The sequence below is a fragment of the Paraburkholderia kirstenboschensis genome, assembly GCF_032806925.1.
GTDB classification, from domain to species: Bacteria; Pseudomonadota; Gammaproteobacteria; order Burkholderiales; family Burkholderiaceae; genus Paraburkholderia; species Paraburkholderia kirstenboschensis.
In genome coordinates, this window is record NZ_CP136513.1 from 3,504,205 (window position 1) to 3,522,591 (window position 18,387).

Below are 18,387 nucleotides of genomic sequence, written 5' to 3' on the forward strand. Positions count from 1 at the left end.
ACTGCCAGCAGCCGCGCGGTGTCGGGGCCAGGCAAGTTCCGCATGCACAACGTAAGTGAACTGTTGCAAACCTCGTTAGCTTCGAGGAGCCAAAGCTGCTGAGAGGCTCTGACCAAAACGGTGAATGGCCGGTTACATCCCTTTGTTATGGATGTACGTCGTCAAGGCGCCATCGGGGGATAGACAGGTGCTAAACGGATAGGCCCGGGAATACTCGGGTCGGTAGGGATGGGAACGCGGGAACCCCGATTTCTCGCCGATGCTCCAGTTCGCTGGAACGGCGGCAGGTGGACCGTGAGGAACACTGTTGAGGAAGCGGGATTGAGAATGCGCAAGAAGCGAAGGGTTGCCTGTAACGGGTGACATAGGGGTTCAAGATTTGCCCCGACCTGAAAGGGTGCTGACGTGCGCGTGGTGTGGCTGTCGTTGACCTGCATCAGGGGTTCGCCAAAGGGAAGCTTGAGAGAGACCGGTAGGGCTACGGTTCAGCGCCCTTGTCCCGCCTGCGGGACGAATTGACGATGCGACGTCAGCGAAGGTTGTGTTCATACAGACACAGCCGGCATCAGTGAGATGCTTCGTGCCGTGCTCGAGCCGTATGCGGGGAAACTCGCACGTACGGTTCTTCGGGGGCCGCGTTTCCGAGAGGGAACGCGGCTACCCTCTAATGACTTTTGCAGATGTTGCCAGCATATGATGCAGCAGGCGATTTTCATGAAGGCTTCGTGGATGGAAGCGAGGCGCTCGAAGCGAATACGCAGTCGGCGAAAGTTGTGAAGCCACGAAATGGTCCGCTCCACGACCCAGCGTGTTTTGCCTAGACCGCTACCATGAGGCTGACCGCGCCGAGCGATTTCGGTTGCAATGCCGGCTGCGTGTAATGGACGTCGATATTTGTCGTGGTCGTAGCCTCTGTCGCCCTGAACGACCCGAGGCTTCGATAGCGGTCTGCCACGCTTGCCGCTTATGGGCGGGATAGCCTCGACCAGAGCATGGAGTTGAGTGACGTCATTGCGGTTGGCGCCGGTGAGTATCACCGCGAGCGGGATGCCCTGCGCCTCGGTGATGAGATGGTGCTTTGAACCGGGTCGCGCGCGGTCTGTGGGATTCGGTCCTGTTTTTGACCTGAGCCCACAGCGCGGATTGAAGAGGAATCGACGATGACGCGGGACCAGTCGATTTGGTCGGCTGCGCGCAATCGCGCCAGCAGCACCTCGTGCAACTGCTCCCAGACGCCGGCGGCCTGCCAGTCACGCAAACGACGCCAGCAACTCATGCCGCTGCCGCAGCCCATCTCGCGAGGCAGTAGGTCCCAACGCAGGCCCGTCTGTAAGACGAAGAGGATGCCCGTGAGCACCGCACGATTGTCGAGCGGCTTGCGCCCTGGATAACGGGTTCGCCGTAGCTTGGGAGGGGGCAGCAACGGTTCGATGAGTGCCCACAGTTCGTCGTCGAGTATCGGCTTGGCCATATCCTTTTCGTCGTCGAAACAATGAAAAGGTTAACAGGATTCATCGGGTGTAAACAGCCCCTTCGCTCATTTTGTTAAAGGTTCTAAGTCGCCGTCGATGCGGAATGTTGAGTATCCTGGGAGACATCAAGCGACGGGAGTGAATCGTCATGATGGGTCAACTGGATAGCGGACAGGACAAGCTCTTCTACTCGTTCAACCTCGACAACCACGTCCCGCAATCGCACCTGTTAAGAGGCATCGACCACTTCCTTGATCTACGAGATCTACGCCAGTACCTTGCACCGTTCTACAGCCCGATGGGTCGTCCTCGGTTGACCCGGAACTCATGGTCCGCATGTTGATCGTGGGTTATTGCTTTGGCGTCCGGTCCGAACGACGTCTATGTGAAGAGGTCCATTTGAATCTCGCATACCGGTGGTTCTGCCGACTGGGCTTGGAGGATGCCGTACCAGAGCATTCGACGTTCTCAAAGAATCGTCACGGGCGGTTTCGCGATAGCGACTGTTGCGTCACGTGTTCGAGTCTGTGCTGAGTCGCTGTATGGATGAGGGGCTCGTCAAGGGCGAAGGATTCGCAATTGACGCAAGCATCATCAAGGCGGTCGAACGATTTTTCAATCGCATCAAACATTTTCGTCGCGTCTCCACTCGATACGACAAGCTCGCGGGCAACTATCTCGCATTCGCGACACTAGGCAGCCCCTTTGGGCCACTGGTGAGAATGTGAACAGAACCTAGCAGATCGACTGCATTGTCGCGAAGCTTCGCGCCTCCCCCGATAGAACCTCCGATAGCTTGGTCCTGGCGAACGGGCGATTCGGCTCCTTCATCAATATCTTCAGCAAGGCAAACTCGCGCGGCCGCAGGAGCAATGGCCTGTCGCCCTTAAAAGCCGTCTTCCCCTCGTCATCCAGCTGCAGCGCGCCGTGACGATAGACCGTCGATCAAGGGTGCTCATTGTCCAGTCTACTCATCCGTAAAAAGAGCTCTTCGAAATCGATCGGCTTGACGATGTGCTCTAACGGTTAATCCAGACCGTGCCGGTTCTAATTAAATGCAACGGAGATTGCAACGGTGCCAATTCAATTAGTCCGCCCGACGCAGGCGCGGACAACACCTAAGCAAGCCGCTCCACGCGCAAGAAGTGGCCGCAAGGTGCCGGGTACTGTACGCCGCCTTCAAGGGCGCATCGTGACCAAATGAGGTGTGGGCACTTTTCGTGGACTTGTGCACAAGAATCCCCTTTGACTAGCTGTACGCAGCGCGGTACCACATCATCCCTCGTTCCGGGTATCGGCTGGGAGCCAGACGTCTGCAGTGCCTGCGCTGCCGCTCCCGGGAAGAAGCACAAAATGACGAAACGGTAATCTCGTAGACAAGGCCGCGTAATCCAGCAATTGCAATAATCGCCGTGGCGCTCGGTTCGGAGCACGCCAGGGGAAAGGAAGTGAACCCGGCCGACGTTAGAGAATTCGTTACCTCGGCAAGAGAATTCGCAATATCTAGCTTCCACCGTATCTGTTGCAAGCGCGCGGTAGCCCATCGCGCGATGATCGCCTCGCTCTGGACAGTGCGAAGGTCAAGCCTTTAATCGATGGAAATTCAACATGGTACTGAAGCAGCGAGCGAACCGCGTTGAACTTGCGCTGGTCGTCGACAACTCGACGCAATTGCCCGAATGTGGAACAACAACGGAGCGGCACATTCCTGAAGGCTGGTTTGACGAAGAAGTCGGCTACGTCGGCGGGACGCCCGCGCGAACCGTCGTTTTTTCGAATGCCGCTGGACAATGAGTGACACCGGCTCGATGAATCACCAGCTACTGGGGGTGAGCACGCTGCTCCGGGCGGCCGCGGCCGGCGAGGACCTGACACCGGTTGGGATGAGTCTGCTCGAGTACGTCCAGCAACACGACCACCCTTATGCGTTACTCGATTTGTCACTTGTTCTGGAGATGAAATACCAGCAGTCGGCTGCGCTCGCGGTTCAACAGCAGGCGTTGCAGATGCGCCGCCTCTACCGGCTGAAGAACGCAAATCCCGGTTCTCCGCCGTTGAGGCTGTTGGTGCTGAAGGCGCCTGGCGATCTAATGGCGAATACTCCATTCGAATGTTTGCTTGAAAACGCGGACTTACAGATAGACGTTCTATACGTTGACGCGCAGACTGAGCCTAATCTGGATGTGCCGGACCACGATGTAATGTTTGTCGCCGCGTGTGCGTCGGACGACAACGCTCGCGCTCTCTCGCAGATCGCATTGCTGGCAAGCGGTACCGACCGTCGCGTGCTGAACCGGCCGGAAGGCGTTGCCTGTACGGCGCGGGAAGCCGCGTATAGGCTGCTGGGCGGAGTGACTGGCATCAGCATGGCGCCCACGATACGCATTTCCCGTGCGCGCGTTATGGAGTTGTTGCGGGGCGGCCCTGGGCTTTCGCAAGTCAGCGAGATCAATTACCCGTTGATCATCCGGCCCGTTGGCTCGCATGCGGGGCGAGCGTTGGCGAGAGTTTCCGATACGCCTGAACTGATGGCATACCTGAACGCTTCGGAGGACAAGGAATACTACCTGGCGCCTTTCGTCGACTATCGCAGTGCCGACGGCCTGTTCCGCAAATATCGGATCGTGATGATAGAAGGAACCGCGTACTTGTGCCATATGGGAATTTCCGTGCATTGGATGGTGCACTACCCGTACACGGAAATGATCGACCACCCCGACCGGCGCGAAGAGGAGGAACGTTTTATGGCGACCTTCGATTCAGACTTTGCCGTGCGTCATCGCGACGCGTTCGGACAAGTGGCTGAGCTGACGGGGCTGGACTATGTCGGATTCGATTGCGCCGAAACCAGTGACGGAAAACTGCTGATCTTTGAAATTGCCACCGGCATGGTGGTCCACGATATGGATGACGCGGTCGTGTTTCCCTACAAGCTTCCTCAGATACGCCGGGTATGCGATGCGTTCCATCAGATGCTGTGCCGCGCAGCACGCGCTCCCGGCCTGCAATCCAGTCCAATCCAGACCTGACATGACTCCCAATGTACTGAATTTCTCTGGCGGACCGGGCGCTCTGCCGGAGACGGTTCTTGAGCAGGCCCGCGAGGCCATCGTTGCGCTACCAGAGACTGGCGTTTCCGTACTCGGCATGAGTCATCGGTCGGAGTGGTTCCGCTCTATACTTGCGGAAGCAGAGCAAAATCTGCGTGCGCTGCTCGGACTTTCCGATGGATATGCGATCACCTTCCTGCAGGGCGGGAGTAGCCTGCAGTTTGCGATGATTCCAATGAACTTCGCCACCGCTGCATTCGCGCCGCCCGAATATGTGAGCTCCGGCTACTGGAGCGACAGAGCGACCTCCGAGGCGGCAAAGGTGACTGCCACAAACGTGGCATGGGACGGCCGCGCGACGGGCTACCGGTGCTTGCCCGATCTCGACGAACTCGACGTTCACGGCTCGGCGGCCTATCTGCACTATGTGTCGAATGAAACGGTGGAGGGTCTGCAGTTTCCCAATTGCGAAAGGAGGCCCAATGTGCCGCTGATTGCCGACATGTCGTCGGACTTTCTGTCGCGGCCGCTGCGCCCGGATTTGTACTCGATGATGTACGCGCATGCGCAGAAGAACCTTGGGCCTGCCGGGGTCACGGTGGCAGTGCTAGAGCGTTCGCTGCTGGAACGTATTCCTGATGGCCTGCCTGCCATTCTGGACTTCCGCACGCATATCTCGCACGGTTCCAATTTCAACACACCGCCCGTTTTCGCCATCTACGTTCTGACGCTGGTGACCCGTTGGCTGCGCTTCGAGGTTGGTGGCCTGGATGCGATGCAAGCCGTCAATATGGAAAAAGCGCGGCGTCTATATGGCGCGCTCGACTGCCTTGACGGTGTCGTCTCGATACACGCTGCGAGCGCCTGGCGATCGCAGATGAATGTGGCGTTCACTTTCGGGGATTCGCGGCTCGATAACGCGTTCATCGCCACAGCGCGCGAACGCGGCATAGTCGGTCTCGAGGGGCATCGTTCAATTGGCGGCTTGCGGGCGTCGCTGTACAACGCAGTGACACCAAATGCCGTAGACGTCCTAGCCGACGCTTTAGTGGAATTCGGCGCGCGGCGTACCTGAGCGAACGATTCTGCTGGAGGTGGCGATGCCACCTGGGAGCGATTCAAAGCAATGGCCGAGAATCTATTGAAGCGAGCGCCGTGCAATTGCCCAATTCGGGATCTGATCCGCTTTGCCGGAGGTCATTCACTTCAAGCTGCACGTTGATCATCGTTCATGGAGTGTCGCCCAGTCTGGGGCGGAAATACGCACCAGCAGCCGTCGTCATGCCGAAAGAAAAAGATCGCGTGCGAGCCGTTCGTCGCTGATGCCTCAACCAGCACGTAACGTCTCCGGTCTTCACGCATGTATCCAAACCGGAGGACGCGGATTTGGGCTTGTGGAGCAGGCGCCAGCCACTTGTCCACCAAATAGCGCAGAGACTTCTCGGCCGTGTTCATCACTCTCTCCTTCGATCGCGTCGCTAAGCCGGTTAGCCACTCAGGCATTGTTTCTTGCGCACCCTGCGACGGTTGATTCAAGAGTAGGAGCGGATGCCGATTTCCGATAGTTAATGTTTCTGCGTCCGACGATAAAGTTTCGTTTATACATCGACCGTCTGACGAACGTTTCGGCGCCGCTACGCGCCATGCCACACTGCCGGACTTCGCTCGCCAGCGCGATCGTTCGACCCGGAACGTCACCTCCTTAGCAAGCCGCGGCGTCGCACGTTTCGCGTGGATAGGTATGGGTCCATATGGCTTCGATCGAAGAGCGGGCCGCTCGAGCAGCGAACGTTGCGTCCGTGCTTCGACCGGTTGTCAACGGTGTGCTCTCCCGAAAACAGGCTGAGCGAGCAGCACAGCTTTTAGGCCTTCACGGCACCACCGTATATCGCCTGCGTCGGCGTTTCCTCGCAGATCCGGTCGCCAGCGCCTTGGAGCCAAGGCAGCCGGGTAGGGCGACCGGGGGCAGACTGGACGCCGCCGTCGAATGCGTCATCGACGAGGCCGTGCACGAATGGCTCCCCGATCAGCGGCACCTTGCGCATCCTGCAACTGATCTTGTACTTGAGGTGAAACGTCGCTGCAGCGTTGCAGGTCTGTCGCCTCCAAGCAGGTCGACGATAGCTCGACGGTGGCTCTCATATCGCGAGCAGGATGCTTTGGCACGAGCTGCCATCCCTGACGCCGCAATCGCCCCCGGCACGTTCCAGGTCCGCCATCCGTTAGACATCGTGCAGGTTGATCACACGCAAGCGGACATCCTGCTCGTTAGCGAACTGGACGGACGGATCATGGGTCGACCGTGGCTGTCTGTGGCTCTCGACGTTGCTACGAGATGTGTGCTTGGCTTTTATGTCGCAATGGAGAGGCCGGGCGCTGCGACAGTAATCTTACTTCTCTCGCGCGTAGTCCTGCGCAAAGAGCCGTGGCTCGAAAGACTAGGCGTTGAAGCTGACTGGCCAATGCGCGGTATCCCTCGGACGCTGCACCTTGATAACGCGGCGGAATTCAAAAGCCGCGCGCTCCGCAGCGGATGCCGCGAGTACGGCATTGAACTCATGTACCGACTGAACCGCCCCGGGAATCGTGGAGGCTGGTTGGTTTAAGTTAATGCGGGTTCGGCGACCGGTGTTGCAAGTTGCCGATACTAGTTTGCCTCAGCTTCAGCAGGCGGGATGTAGCCGAGGGGTTCCATCAATCGATGATGATTGAACCAGGCCACCCATTCCAGCGCTGCTAACTCGACGGACTCCCGTGTTTTCCACGGCGCACGACGATGAATCATTTCTGCCTTGTACAAGGCTGCCGAGCTTCCGCGCGACGACCGTCGGGCCGTCCGCCGCCGCGCACTGCGATTCAGCTTTCGTGGAAATCGCGCATTGCGTTACAGCTTTAGTTGCTGACGTCGACGCGATGGTTACAACACCGATTCGCTTTGGCGGATCGCATCGCCTAGCCGTGGATGTGGCATGGGTTATGGTGCGCCGAGCAGCATGTTGTTGAGCGCCGTTTTGCTCGGGACCTCGTTCAACTCCACCATTTTGACCAGCACGCATTGCAAGATGTTGAACGTCTGCACGAGGTGCGTGGAGTTGTGCCTGGGTTTCCCGTGCGCCGCGGCCGACCGTTTGTCGTACAGGTCGAACACCTCGCGCTGACGGATCAGGCGGGCTTCTCCAGGTGGGTGGAGATACGAGGCGATCAGCACCGACACGCGGAACCTCAGTTCGGACGTCGAAGGCGAGAACAGCGCTTCGAGCGCGCCCCACAGCGACACGAGCGTGAGGGCGTGGTGCGGGACGAACGTGGACAGTTCGAACGCTTCCATGGCTAGGCGGAAATCCGCGTGAGTGGCCATCAACGCCACGGCATGGGGCCAGTATTTCCGAACCCATTCCCACCGCACCTCGTCCGCGAGCGGATTCACCAGCGCGAGTTCGATGTATTGCCGGGTCGTTTCGACCGGTGAGATGCTGATGTTCTCTTCGGTGAGTGTCGCGATCTCGGAGAGGGAATGCGTCGAGTGTACGAGGAAGCGGACGTCCGGGTCGATGACCAGCCGCAGCACGCTGGTGAGGGTGCGCGCCACCTCGTATGACGTCAGGTCGCCCGGCGGTTTGTAGCCGCTGGGTACGACCAGTTCGGTGCGAACGTCGAACGCGTCGTGGCGGGTCGTCGCTTTCCACGGTGCAGGGTGGTGCTTGCCCGGTGCCGTCGGCGGGTTGAACGCCATGGTGTACGAACTCATCAGGTGCGCGTACGTGCGCCTTAGGACGAGCCCTTGCCCGAGGTCGATCTCGTCGCTGCCGGGCGGGAGGTGCAAGCCGGCGAGCCCGGCGTAAAAGGTAGTCGCGGTCATCCGTCGATTCTAGCGTGCGTCGCGAGCAGGATGGACCGTCGAACAGGAAAGGGGCGTTGCGCCCGTTTGGCCTACCGGTCTTGCCGGGTGTCCCATACACGAAGGACCGCGATCGCGGTGGGTTCGTCCGCGTAGGGGGGAAGCAACCTCGTAATGCAGTTCGTAGCGACCGGCCAGACAATGACCTCACTCAAAGTCGACAAACCCAGGTCGATGGCACTTGTACGCAAGACACAACCGGCGGTCGTGACCGTCATCTGTCGCGAAGGTGATCCCGACAAGCCGGGCTTTTCCACCACAGATTTTCGAATCCTTCGGCGGGTCTGCGCGGCTGCGGTATGCTTTTTTCCCCTCATCGGTCAGCGCATAGCGAAAGCCGGGAACCATCCGGTGCGCTGAGCCATCGTCCTGCACCAGACCTAGCAGAGCGGCTCGACGCCCGATCTCTTTGGTGACTGATGCGTTACCGTCTTTGATCAGTATCCGCGCCCACTGATGCGCGAGATGACCGAGTTCGTCTGCGCTGCGGCCAGCTCCGCACGCAGATCGGCCCATCGCGCGATCAACGTTGGATCGGGGGTCAGAAACAGCGGGCGGTTCGTCCATCCAATGACATGCGCGCCGTTCCATTGTGTTTCACAGAGGTGGGATGCCAGAGAAAATGAAATTTTTGGCGTCAAGGTGAAAAATTATTCGCTTACGTCGTGAAAAATCCCACCCGCGCGTACCATCTGGTCGCCAGGACTGTCTCTCATCGTTTAGGGTTGGTCGACGCCTGCCAGCGAAGCGCGGTGGCGCACTCACACATTCCTGCGGCGTTGGCAGGCATCGACCAACCCTAAACGACCTGAGCCGGTCGTTGTCAGGCTCAGTGCGGCCAACAAGTGTCGTTGACGAACTGGCGCCGAGCGGCAGAAATCAGTTTGACATGCGACGCTCGCGATATCTGGAAGTCACCGGTCGCGATGCACCGAAACTTCTTGAAGATCGGCAGGTAGCAGGCTTACAGGCGACTGAATGAGCGACGCTCCGCGCTACGGCACCCGCCCCTGACATGTGTCGGGACGCGGCTCATGCAAAAATGAAGATTGAATAGGCGTGGTCGCCAAAGGCCGTCGCGTGGCGACCGCACCGCCGCTCTCATTCGTAGGCGAAGACTCCGCCGAATTTGTCCATGTGTTCGAGCGCCATGCCTGAGCCGCGCGCGACGCAGGTCAGCGGGGCGTCGGCAACGAACACTGGTAAACACCGGTCTCTTCGGCGAGCAGGTGGTCTAGATCAAGCAGTAGCGCACCACCGCCCGCGAGCATGATGCCGCGTTTGGCGATATCGGCGCCGAGTTGCGGCGGCGTTTGTTCCAGTGCGTGCTTGACCGCCGATACGATCTGGTTCAGCGGATCGGTGAGGGCCTCGAGGATCTCTCTGCTGGAGACCGTGAAGCTGCGCGGTATGCCTTCCGACATGTTGTGCCCTTTCACTTCCATTTCCTTGACTTCCCAGCCCGGGAACCCCGGAGCCGATTTCCTTCTTGATGGCTTCGGTGTCTGTTCGCCGATCAGCATGCCGTAATTGCGGCGAATATAGTTGCCGATGGCTTCATCGAACTTGTCGCCGCCGACGCGCACCGAACCCTTGTACACGATGCCGCCGAGTGAGATCACGCCGAATTCCGTCGTGCCGCCGCCGATGTCGACCACCACCCAGCCCGTCGCTTCAGACACGGGCAGACCAGCGCCGGTTGCGGCGGGCAGGGGCTCTTCGATCAGGTAGACACTGCGCACTCGCACTGTGCGCGGCTTCCCTCATTGCACGGCTTTCGACCTGGGTCGACCCGCATGGGACGCAAATAATGATGCGCGGCGATGGCGCAAACATGCGGTGCGTGCACCATCCGGATAAACTGTTTGATCATCTGCTGGGCGACGAAGTCGACGATTACGCCGTCTTTCATCGGGCGGATGGCTTCAATGTTGCCCGGCACCTTGCCAAGCATCTGCTGGGCAAGGTGCCGACAGCCTGAATGGTCTTCTCGCCGTTGGGACCGCCTTCCTGACGGATCGACACGACCGAAGGTTCATCGAGGACAATACCCTTGCCGCGCATGTAGATCAGTGTGTTTGAGATGTCGAGATCAATCGCCAGTTGAATTGCTCCGCCCGCATCGCCTTAGATCGACGAGGCCACATCACTCCTTCCCCCCGCCGTTGATCCCGCTTCCACTTCGCCATACCTGCTTGCCCCGCTCGGAGAGCTCGCCGCAACTATGCTCCGGGTCGGCCTCCGTGCCTTCTATTGCCATCTCGCCGCCAGCTTGTTCCTGCGCCTTCTGTTTCTGCTTGTGTCGCACTGCCACGGCTTCATCGTGCGACCTGCCTGCGTAGTTCAGGGTCATTTTGTCGACTCCTCCAGGAAAACAGTCTTTGCAACGTGGCAATCGGCCCAGCGCGTTTCATTTACGGGGCTACGATCCAAATTGCTTGCGTAGCCTGTTCGATACGTGGTGTTCATTGAGCCAATGGATCTCCCGCTTGCGGTGGAGGCTGTGCCTATACCGCTGCAGCGACGCACCAAACATCAGCGTCATCCCGATCAGGATGCCCCACATTGCGTACGTCATATCAGCCTTTTCAATCTGTTCTCCGTTTCCATCGCGCGACCGACTGCGAGATAGAGAAATAGCACTCGCGCGCCCCAGCGCTTCCAAGAATCACGTTGAGTCACTCAGTGCTTATGGTGCAGCCAGTCGCGAATCGGATGCGTGTCTAGCCAACGCGTAACCGGCTCGTCCTTGTGTTCTCGTCTGTACCGTGCCGCTGCGAATATCGCGACGCATAGCAGCACCACGACCCCGACTACTAAACTGATCATTGATTGGCTCATGGCAGCCTCCTTTGAGGTCAGAACCATGTTTATATTTTAGGTAACCAGAGAAATAGCGGCGCACATTCTCATTCGCCCAACCTTGTTTCGCACGCTCCTTTTGCCGCAGTTGAAGGCCGTAGTCCGGAAGCGTCGCACGATCGGGGATTTCGAATAAAAATTATTAGGCGTCGCCCCCGACTCCGCAAACTCAAGGCAGATCAGTCTTGTGCGTCGCGCTCAACGGCCGTCCGGATTGCATAGCGGCACCCCTACTCCTGGCCACTTCCTTGTGCTTTTCGCCCATTTCTTCGGCGTTATGTACTCAATCGCCTCAACGTCTCCCGCCTTGTTTTCCGGTCCGACAGGCATGCCGTCATCGGTCGCAGTCGCCGCTGATTCTCCTTGTTTCTTGCGTTCCGCCAGATCCTCTGCATTCACCAAGTCATCAGTCATTCTGTTCTCCCGCTATGAGACAGATCGGTCCGCCAATCGGCGATAACCGCGGCCTCTACAGTTGAGACAAGGCGACACATCGCACGTTCGGATTCAAGTTGTAACGCCCGTCGCGACGCGACGGGTGTCATGTACCTGCGAGAACCCGCGCGGAAGCTGGGGAGCAGGAGGATTCCATCCCAAATCGATTCTCCAGTTCATACACTGCAGACAGTGTGATGAATGTGGAGCGTGCCGGACCTGCCATCCTTTATGACCGATCGCAATTTGCATTGGTTTCGCGCGCGACCGTGAGGGGCCGAGGCCGCCTGCAGGTACCACGAAAGATGCAAAGCCATGTTCGGAGTACGTCCTGGACAGCGTCCAGCAGGAAGTCCGGTCGAAATCATTGTCGCCCCCCAACGTCCCTTCTGCGCAACGCGGTTATGCTCAAACCATGTCATCGCGTGACGTCGTCGCGCCCGGGTATCGTTTGCGCGACGCCGCCAGCCGGGCCGCAATCAGCGGCGATTGTTCAAAGCGCCCGGGCGTAAATCTGTGCCGACGGTAGCGTCCGCTCGCTGGGACGAATTGATGCGATTGGACGGATCAGTCGATGCGTAGTCCGATAGTTGAGGCCCTTTGACCACAACAGGGCTACACTCAAAGTGAGACAAATCCCGGAGCAGTATTATGGGCGACGCTGCCCCCAAAGCACCCTTCGCGGTCTTCCCTTGACTCCGGAACAGAACGCAGAAGTCAGGCACCACATAAAGAGGAAAAAGCAGCAGGGCGCGCCGTGAGAGACCACGGGGTTGGGGGCCACGCTTCGAGACATGCTGGAGCCTCCGGGCAACGACGACGAAGGACCCGGCCGCCGCCGCCGAAGAACCGAAAGCGCCACAGAACGCGCGGCAGCTTCTATTGACGAGACCATGGAACCCATTGAGGCCTGGGAAGAGCGGCATGATGCGATGGAAACCGAGGCTATGAGGGAACCCAGGCGGTGATTCCCGGATGGCGCACGCGACTGGTGTCGAGAATCACATCGTGGCACCAGTCTAATAGGGCCGCCACCTCACACCCTGAAGGCGAGTCGGTGGTCCATGAACGTTGATCGGCTGGCTTTTTCGTGAGCGGATCGATTGGCGTGAGGGATGAATCGTCGGCTGCGCGTTGACATTGTATTCGGATTGCTGATCGACGATCCAGCCGCGGAAGCGCAATCCCACGTTCACGGACAGGTACGCAAGTGCAGCCGGGAGCCCGTCCAGGCCGCAAGCACCCAGACCTCGCCACATGCTGACGCGGGATACTTGATGGAGGACATATGAGCATCACCCGGAGATTCATTTCGGAAGACAACGAAACCCAGTCTATTGATGTACCCTTTTTCGGGCTGCGGACAGAGCCAATCTCAAGGTCGGAGCCAGAGCTAGCCGGGGATGAATTCCTGTCACCGCGTGAAGCCGCTCGCGACGAGCACGAAAAGACAATCAAACATACGATGCCGGACGACCCGCACGGGGATTTCGCCTGAAGAACGCCGATCGTGGTCCCTCGGGTCGCGTTGTGCCGCGCCTCCCACGGAACTGCGCGGAAGTGCAAAGAAGTGTGCACAAGCCACACCCGGGATGCTTGCGCGGACGTCGTACCCCTTGGCGCCATCTCGATGAGTTACGCCATCTACGACAGGAGGAGATCGTGAAACGCGATATGAATCTGGCACTCGCGATATTGAAGACTCTCGAGGAAAACAAGTCCTCGCACCTTAGCGAATTTGACATTGAAGCGGCGCTCAAGAACGCGTTCGACGTTTCAAACCGGGGCGTGGGGTATCAGTTGAACCTGCTGGCGGACGCAAATCTCGTGCGCTCAATGGGTAGCGACTGGCGGCTAACCTGGGATGGCCACGAGTTTTTGAAGTCGGCGTCCCCGAATACCTTCGAAGACACCTAAAACGCGACTAGAACGCTGGAAACGGCTCCCGGTTTTCGTGGAAACAACCGAGTGCCGGGCGCCCCACTGGGGGCGCCGAAGGCAATACAGTTGGCCGAAGCGCTCCTGGTTCTTGAAGTGATGACGACCACGCAGCAACGTCGGACCATCTGGTTTTCTACCGGCCCAGTGACGGTTATTGCTGGTCCGACGGGAGCATCCACCGCTTAAACCTTGAGTTTCCTGAATATTACGAACGCAGCAAGCACAGCGTCAACTGCTGCGCTCCCAGCCCCGGGGGACCCGGCAGGACAACCCCGCCGGATCCGTTCCGTGTGCCACGCCATACCGCGCATTGGCCTGCCGTTAGCTGCGGACACACTGGCGAGTAAGCGACTCGGCACGACCGTTTCCCGGTGCTGAATATTTCGACGCATGATGGGCGTGTTCAGCTTGACGGAGACAGTCAGCCATGTCGAACGCAGCGGGGCGTACGCATCCCCATCGCACGTATGCGCAAGCATTCAAGCAGCAGGTGATCAGGGAGACATTGGAACCCGGCATGTCGGTGTCGATTGTTGCGCGACGGCACGACATCAACGCCAATGTGGTGTTTGCATGGCGCAAGGAATACCGTGAAGGCAAGCTGGTCATACCTGCACTCGAAGCTGCGCCGAGCGTGCCCAGCACGAAGCTACTGAGCGTCGACGTGATCGACTCGGCATTGGTACTGCGGCCGCCTGAGCCGGCAGTGGCGTCGCAAGCGCCGAGCGGCGTACCGATGCCGGCGCCCGTGTGCGAAATCGAGGTGGAGACCGGCAAACGGCGTGTGAGGATTCGCGGCCTGTCTGCCGAGCGCGCTGAAGCGTTCCTGCAGGAATGCCTGAAGTGATCGCGCTGCCGGCAGGTACGCGCGTTTGGCTCGTGGCCGGCGTGACAGATATGCGCTGTTATGCGGAGTTGCCGGTTATGCGCAGGCGAGATGAATTTCTGTCCCACAAGCTGGGGAGATCGCTGTTTAGGGAACTTGATTACTTTGCATAACGGGAGCCTTCTGAGGGCACCGCCATGCTGGCGGTCGAAGGAGGTTTTGCTATGGCTGCCCTGAACAATTCTTACGCGGCACAAATGCACGCCCTGACTCCAGGTGCGCTCGGATCGTACCTCGATGAGTTCGCCTCGGAACTCGCACGCAAGGGCTATACACTACTGACGATTTCCGGGTACGCCGCATCGATCGCGCATTTTGGGGGCTGGCTTGAACGCCACCATATTGCTGTTGAAGCGATCGATGACCAATGTGTACATGCTTTCTCCGCACATCGATGTCGGTGTCCGGGCGGACGCCAACATCAGTCAGTCTCTCGCAAGTATGTCGCACGTGTTGTGCTATTCATCGGGTATTTGCGGCAGCGAGGCATACTCAACCCGATCGAAGATCCCGTTCGCCCCGACGCGCCCGCTGCCCTCGGCGAATTCTGTAACTGGCTGCTCCATCATCGTGGCCTGTCCCCACGGACCATTGACCGGCATAACCGTTTGATCTGCAAGCTGCTGCCGGCGTTGGGCACCGACACGACGCGATGGGACGCTACAATCGTACGTGATGTCATCACTGCGGAAGTGAAGCGCAACAAGATTCCCAATGCCAAGTGTGTCATCTCGGCTTTGAGGATGTATCTGCGGTTTCTGGCATCGGTCAGTCTATGCCGCCCAGGCCTGGACCTCGCGGTACCGACAGTTGCACACTGGCGGCTGTCGGCGCTCACCAGGTATCTGGTGGAGGACGATATTGAACGTATCGTCGACTCATGCGATCTCGAAACAGATACCGGTGTACGCGACCACGCAATTCTGCTCCTCCTGGCCCGTCTCGGTTTGCGTGGAGGAGACATCGTAAATCTACGTCTTGACGATATTGACTGGCGCTCGGCGCAGCTTCAGCTCAGGGGTAAAAGCCGTCGGGAAGTCCGGCTCCCGTTACCGCAAGATGCGGGCGATGCATTGCTCGAGTATCTTGTGCGAGTTCGGCCTCCGGCTCCTGTCGATCAGGTGTTCCTGTGCATGAATGCGCCATGGCGACCATTCGCGACCTCTGCAACCGTGTGTTCGATCGTCGGCTTTGCGTTATGCCGTGCTGGTATTGGCGAACCTCCATCGAAGGGTGCGAATCTTCTTCGGCATTCTGTCGCGACATCAATGCTACGGGGAGGTGCCACCCTGGACGCTATCGGGACGGTCCTACGGCATCGATCATCCCAGACAACAGCCCACTACGCGAAGGTCGACGTGGTGTTGTTACGCGAGATCGCGCAGCCTTGGCCTGGGGGTGTGTCATGCTAGCTACCGTCGTCAGCCGTTATGTCGAACTGCGTCACGCTATGGGCTTCAAGTTCCACGCACAAAGCGGGCTCCTGCGAGGCTTCGCGGCATTTGCCGATGCGCGCGAAGACGGATTCATTCGAACGCAAAGCGTTATCGACTGGGCGGGACATGCGCCATCTGGCGCACAACGTCGGAATCGACTGCTCACCGTACGACGGTTCGCATTGGCCATGCAGGCGGAGGATCCGCAGCACGAATGCCCGCCAGGTGATGTATTTGGCCGTGAATCCCCCAAGCGGGGTATCCGGCACATATATTCCCGCTCCGATCTGTCCACCCTGCTGGCAGCAGCGGCACAACTTGAACCTGCTAGATCGCTGCGCCCGGCGACGTACGTCACGTTGTTCGCGCTACTGGCGGCAACAGGACTGAGAATCTCGGAGGCGCTCGCGCTGACGATCGACGACTTTACAGATGATGGGCTCCTCATCCGGGCGACCAAATTCAGCAAGAACAGGCTGGTGCCGCTTCATGAGACCACCGATCTGGCACTACGCGCCTATCTTGCCAGACGTGCGCGAGTCGGCGCCTGCGATTCGAACTTCTTTGTCTCGGCTAATGGGCATCGCCTCTGCTACGACACAGTTATGTCTGTGTTTCTAAAGCTTGTCCGTTCAAGCGGACTACGCGAAGGTCCCGGCAAACCAGGACCGCGGATTCACGATTTACGCCACACATTTGCCGTGCGATCGCTGGAACAGTGCACCGGGGACCCACGCTCTATAGCGCGACATGTGCTTGCCCTCAGCACATACCTGGGCCATGCCCACGTGGCAGACACGTACTGGTATCTACAGGGTACGCCGATCTTGACGGCACAGATTGCCGCCGCCGGCGAAGTTCTGTTCGCCCAAGCACAGATTCGATCTTTCCAATCTGGCCATCCTGTTCAAACTCTCGCTCGGCCTGTCGCCGTGTAAATCCTATGGCGCGCCCAGCGGTGGGCGCTACGCTGCAACCGCTCTGAGCGGCAATCTGCATCCGACCGAGGGCTATGTTCTGTGTCCGGCCCTGCCTGGCTTGTCCGTGGCGTCTACCACTACCTGAGCCAGGGCCAGGACCATTTCCTTGAACATCCTGCGGCAGTGGTGGATGGCTGAGCGCCGAGGCATTCCCGGACTCTGAGTGGTGTTCTGGTCGACATAAGCTCGATCCACTGGCGCGAGGCGTGGAAATACAGCATACCCGGCGCTACTGGCAGCGCTCGGCTGGAGGACGCTACTGGTGGAGGCGGCTGCCGACCATGCAATGGCCAACACTTGCGTGGTCGATGCGCGCCGCCCCGCCTGCGCCAGAAATGGAAGGAAACGGATTCAGCGAATTGAATCGGCAAACTACACACGGCGGATGTCACAAAGAAAGCGCCTCCGAATTGCGCGCAGCAAAACTGCCGGCATCGGCATCGTTTCCCGATTTACGCCTATCCGAATGCCCCCCGGTGAATTCATCGAAGGCGAGATGCAGGCACACGGCTTTATGCAGGGCATCGCGCTTTGCCAGCAGTATTGGCTTCCGGTGTTCGATCATGCTCAGGGCCAGCAATGGCTGCGCCCATTGTCACTGCTCGGTGTGGATGCAACTGAACATCACCCTATCGGGGAGCCGGTCCAGCAGATCGATACCACGGCGAAAGAACGGCATATGTCGGGATCTGCGTCCCTCGCGCTCGCTGCCCGCGCACGAAATGGCAAACGGTAATTGATGATAGTCCGCCCAATAGACGAGTCATCGTCGGTTGCGGCCCGCTTTTACAACTATTTTCTGAACGGAATCGCGTTTCCCGAGTCAAACTTGAAATACAGCGAATAGCCGCGCGGCGCCGCGGTTATCTTTGCAGTACAACCGAATTCGTAACGAACCGACATCAATCCGAGAACAACCGCGTCGAGGCCAGGCAGCGATCCAGCGGCGCGCACAGCAGTTTGAGCATGGCAAGCGCAAGCAGGCCGAAGCTCAAAACGACGGCGCCGAACATACATCTCAAACGCCCAATGCGCCTCAAACCACGGGACAGCGCGTCTGATAAGCGTCAGACGCGAGACTGCTGAAGAGCAGTCAGCAGAAGCCGGCCAAGCGCCGGCTTTTTTTGTCTGGAGGCGTGCGAGAAAAATGCCGGGAGCCGAAACGGAGCGGGGTGACTACAGGCGACCGGGAGCGAGAAAGCTGAGGTCCCTTACATCGATCGCGGCTTGGCCGGCGAACTCCGCTACGAAATAGGGCCAGCGACGGGAAAACGGTCCGCCCCGGATCTTGATACGCTCGCCGGGCGCCGCCACACCGGGAAGTTTGACGTGTCCTTCGAATCAAAACCAGACGTCGAACATGTCCTTCGATGTGGATACCAAATCAATGTGAAATTCGAAACCGCGATACTCGATTGTTCGTTGCA

Annotated in this window: 16 protein-coding genes and 7 pseudogenes; 12 read left to right on the forward strand and 11 right to left on the reverse strand. The window is 58.9% G+C overall.

The window, feature by feature from the left end; genetic code table 11:
• Window positions 1-668: 668 nt before the first annotated feature.
• Window positions 669-1,471 (reverse strand): annotated as a pseudogene (locus RW095_RS38375) (IS5 family transposase); the annotation flags it as partial.
• Window positions 1,472-1,620: 149 nt separating this feature from the next.
• On the opposite strand from RW095_RS38375, the pseudogene RW095_RS38380 reads away from it, so the two are divergent.
• Together RW095_RS38380 and RW095_RS38385 are read left to right on the forward strand one after the other, a co-directional pair.
• Window positions 1,621-2,074: pseudogene (locus tag RW095_RS38380) on the forward strand (transposase); the annotation flags it as partial.
• Window positions 2,075-2,200: pseudogene (locus tag RW095_RS38385) on the forward strand (IS5/IS1182 family transposase); the annotation flags it as partial.
• 7 nt (window positions 2,201-2,207) lie between these two features.
• Here the strand turns inward: RW095_RS38385 and RW095_RS41625 are convergent.
• On the reverse strand, window positions 2,208-2,345 hold the full coding sequence (locus tag RW095_RS41625) for a helix-turn-helix domain-containing protein (protein WP_394365180.1): 138 nt from the start codon (window positions 2,343-2,345) through the stop codon (window positions 2,208-2,210).
• Between the two features lie 735 nt (window positions 2,346-3,080).
• Between RW095_RS41625 and RW095_RS38390 the strand changes: the two genes are divergently transcribed.
• The 3 genes from RW095_RS38390 to serC are packed head-to-tail and all read left to right on the forward strand — an operon-like array spanning window position 3,081 to window position 5,597.
• A complete protein-coding gene (locus RW095_RS38390; protein ID WP_317020853.1) occupies window positions 3,081-3,266 on the forward strand; it encodes a hypothetical protein in 186 nt (61 codons plus the stop codon).
• Window positions 3,263-4,501: an ATP-grasp domain-containing protein gene (locus RW095_RS38395; RefSeq protein ID WP_317020854.1), complete on the forward strand. Its 1,239-nt coding sequence runs from the start codon at window positions 3,263-3,265 to the stop codon at window positions 4,499-4,501. The genes RW095_RS38390 and RW095_RS38395 overlap by 4 nt, the downstream gene beginning before the upstream one ends.
• A gap of 1 nt (window position 4,502) precedes the next feature.
• The gene (gene serC, locus RW095_RS38400) at window positions 4,503-5,597 is read left to right on the forward strand and encodes a 3-phosphoserine/phosphohydroxythreonine transaminase (RefSeq protein ID WP_317020855.1); all 1,095 of its coding nucleotides are present in this window, start codon (window positions 4,503-4,505) and stop codon (window positions 5,595-5,597) included.
• Between the two features lie 131 nt (window positions 5,598-5,728).
• On the opposite strand, the gene RW095_RS38405 is transcribed toward serC, so the two are convergent.
• From RW095_RS38405 to RW095_RS38445, 9 genes and pseudogenes are all read right to left on the reverse strand, one after another.
• Window positions 5,729-5,977 (reverse strand): hypothetical protein, encoded by a 249-nt coding sequence (locus RW095_RS38405; protein WP_317020856.1) that lies wholly within the window; start codon window positions 5,975-5,977, stop codon window positions 5,729-5,731.
• A 1,192-nt stretch (window positions 5,978-7,169) separates the two neighbouring features.
• Window positions 7,170-7,322 (reverse strand): annotated as a pseudogene (locus RW095_RS38415) (IS3 family transposase); the annotation flags it as partial.
• A 174-nt stretch (window positions 7,323-7,496) separates the two neighbouring features.
• The gene (locus tag RW095_RS38420; protein ID WP_317020858.1) at window positions 7,497-8,381 is read right to left on the reverse strand and encodes a hypothetical protein; all 885 of its coding nucleotides are present in this window, start codon (window positions 8,379-8,381) and stop codon (window positions 7,497-7,499) included.
• A 186-nt stretch (window positions 8,382-8,567) separates the two neighbouring features.
• A complete protein-coding gene (locus RW095_RS38425; RefSeq protein ID WP_317020859.1) occupies window positions 8,568-8,987 on the reverse strand; it encodes a hypothetical protein in 420 nt (139 codons plus the stop codon).
• 608 nt (window positions 8,988-9,595) lie between these two features.
• Window positions 9,596-10,256: pseudogene (locus tag RW095_RS38430) on the reverse strand (rod shape-determining protein).
• Between the two features lie 58 nt (window positions 10,257-10,314).
• Window positions 10,315-10,484 (reverse strand): annotated as a pseudogene (locus tag RW095_RS41630) (rod shape-determining protein); the annotation flags it as partial.
• Window positions 10,485-10,566: 82 nt separating this feature from the next.
• Window positions 10,567-10,773: a hypothetical protein gene (locus RW095_RS38435; protein WP_317020860.1), complete on the reverse strand. Its 207-nt coding sequence runs from the start codon at window positions 10,771-10,773 to the stop codon at window positions 10,567-10,569.
• Between the two features lie 329 nt (window positions 10,774-11,102).
• A complete protein-coding gene (locus tag RW095_RS38440) occupies window positions 11,103-11,261 on the reverse strand; it encodes a hypothetical protein (RefSeq protein ID WP_317020861.1) in 159 nt (52 codons plus the stop codon).
• A 219-nt stretch (window positions 11,262-11,480) separates the two neighbouring features.
• Entirely contained in the window at window positions 11,481-11,696 is a 216-nt protein-coding gene (locus RW095_RS38445) for a hypothetical protein (RefSeq protein WP_317020862.1), read from the reverse strand.
• Between the two features lie 656 nt (window positions 11,697-12,352).
• Here RW095_RS38445 and RW095_RS38450 point away from each other — a divergent pair.
• The 7 genes and pseudogenes from RW095_RS38450 (at window position 12,353) to RW095_RS38480 (ending at window position 17,696) form a co-directional block, all read left to right on the forward strand.
• A pseudogene (locus RW095_RS38450) lies at window positions 12,353-12,685 on the forward strand (hypothetical protein).
• 320 nt (window positions 12,686-13,005) lie between these two features.
• On the forward strand, window positions 13,006-13,215 hold the full coding sequence (locus tag RW095_RS38455) for a hypothetical protein (RefSeq protein WP_317020863.1): 210 nt from the start codon (window positions 13,006-13,008) through the stop codon (window positions 13,213-13,215).
• A gap of 164 nt (window positions 13,216-13,379) precedes the next feature.
• Window positions 13,380-13,634 carry a DUF2513 domain-containing protein gene (locus RW095_RS38460; RefSeq protein ID WP_317020864.1) on the forward strand — a complete coding sequence of 85 codons (255 nt, stop codon included), beginning with the start codon at window positions 13,380-13,382 and terminating at the stop codon, window positions 13,632-13,634.
• A 451-nt stretch (window positions 13,635-14,085) separates the two neighbouring features.
• Window positions 14,086-14,505: an IS66-like element accessory protein TnpA gene (gene tnpA / locus RW095_RS38465; protein WP_317020865.1), complete on the forward strand. Its 420-nt coding sequence runs from the start codon at window positions 14,086-14,088 to the stop codon at window positions 14,503-14,505.
• A 203-nt stretch (window positions 14,506-14,708) separates the two neighbouring features.
• Window positions 14,709-15,956: a tyrosine-type recombinase/integrase gene (locus tag RW095_RS38470; protein WP_317020866.1), complete on the forward strand. Its 1,248-nt coding sequence runs from the start codon at window positions 14,709-14,711 to the stop codon at window positions 15,954-15,956.
• Window positions 15,950-16,918: a tyrosine-type recombinase/integrase gene (locus tag RW095_RS38475; protein ID WP_317020867.1), complete on the forward strand. Its 969-nt coding sequence runs from the start codon at window positions 15,950-15,952 to the stop codon at window positions 16,916-16,918. Before RW095_RS38470 ends, RW095_RS38475 begins: the two co-directional genes overlap by 7 nt.
• Window positions 16,919-17,246: 328 nt before the next feature.
• Entirely contained in the window at window positions 17,247-17,696 is a 450-nt protein-coding gene (locus RW095_RS38480) for a hypothetical protein (RefSeq protein WP_317020868.1), read from the forward strand.
• The last annotated feature ends 691 nt before the right edge of the window (window positions 17,697-18,387 follow it).

What these genes read in the sequence shown, in the direction of transcription:
- RW095_RS38435 (WP_317020860.1), bottom strand. Translation starts at nt 10,773, where the DNA reads ATGACCCTGAACTACGCAGGCAGGTCGCACGATGAAGCCGTGGCAGTG.
- RW095_RS38480 (WP_317020868.1), top strand. Translation starts at nt 17,247, where the DNA reads ATGGCCAACACTTGCGTGGTCGATGCGCGCCGCCCCGCCTGCGCCAGA.
- RW095_RS38470 (WP_317020866.1), top strand. Translation starts at nt 14,709, where the DNA reads ATGGCTGCCCTGAACAATTCTTACGCGGCACAAATGCACGCCCTGACT.
- RW095_RS38405 (WP_317020856.1), bottom strand. Translation starts at nt 5,977, where the DNA reads ATGAACACGGCCGAGAAGTCTCTGCGCTATTTGGTGGACAAGTGGCTG.
- RW095_RS38440 (WP_317020861.1), bottom strand. Translation starts at nt 11,261, where the DNA reads ATGAGCCAATCAATGATCAGTTTAGTAGTCGGGGTCGTGGTGCTGCTA.
- RW095_RS38455 (WP_317020863.1), top strand. Translation starts at nt 13,006, where the DNA reads ATGAGCATCACCCGGAGATTCATTTCGGAAGACAACGAAACCCAGTCT.
- RW095_RS38445 (WP_317020862.1), bottom strand. Translation starts at nt 11,696, where the DNA reads ATGACTGATGACTTGGTGAATGCAGAGGATCTGGCGGAACGCAAGAAA.
- tnpA (WP_317020865.1), top strand. Translation starts at nt 14,086, where the DNA reads ATGTCGAACGCAGCGGGGCGTACGCATCCCCATCGCACGTATGCGCAA.
- serC (WP_317020855.1), top strand. Translation starts at nt 4,503, where the DNA reads ATGACTCCCAATGTACTGAATTTCTCTGGCGGACCGGGCGCTCTGCCG.
- RW095_RS38390 (WP_317020853.1), top strand. Translation starts at nt 3,081, where the DNA reads ATGGTACTGAAGCAGCGAGCGAACCGCGTTGAACTTGCGCTGGTCGTC.
- RW095_RS38425 (WP_317020859.1), bottom strand. Translation starts at nt 8,987, where the DNA reads ATGGACGAACCGCCCGCTGTTTCTGACCCCCGATCCAACGTTGATCGC.
- RW095_RS38420 (WP_317020858.1), bottom strand. Translation starts at nt 8,381, where the DNA reads ATGACCGCGACTACCTTTTACGCCGGGCTCGCCGGCTTGCACCTCCCG.
- RW095_RS38395 (WP_317020854.1), top strand. Translation starts at nt 3,263, where the DNA reads ATGAGTGACACCGGCTCGATGAATCACCAGCTACTGGGGGTGAGCACG.
- RW095_RS38475 (WP_317020867.1), top strand. Translation starts at nt 15,950, where the DNA reads ATGCTAGCTACCGTCGTCAGCCGTTATGTCGAACTGCGTCACGCTATG.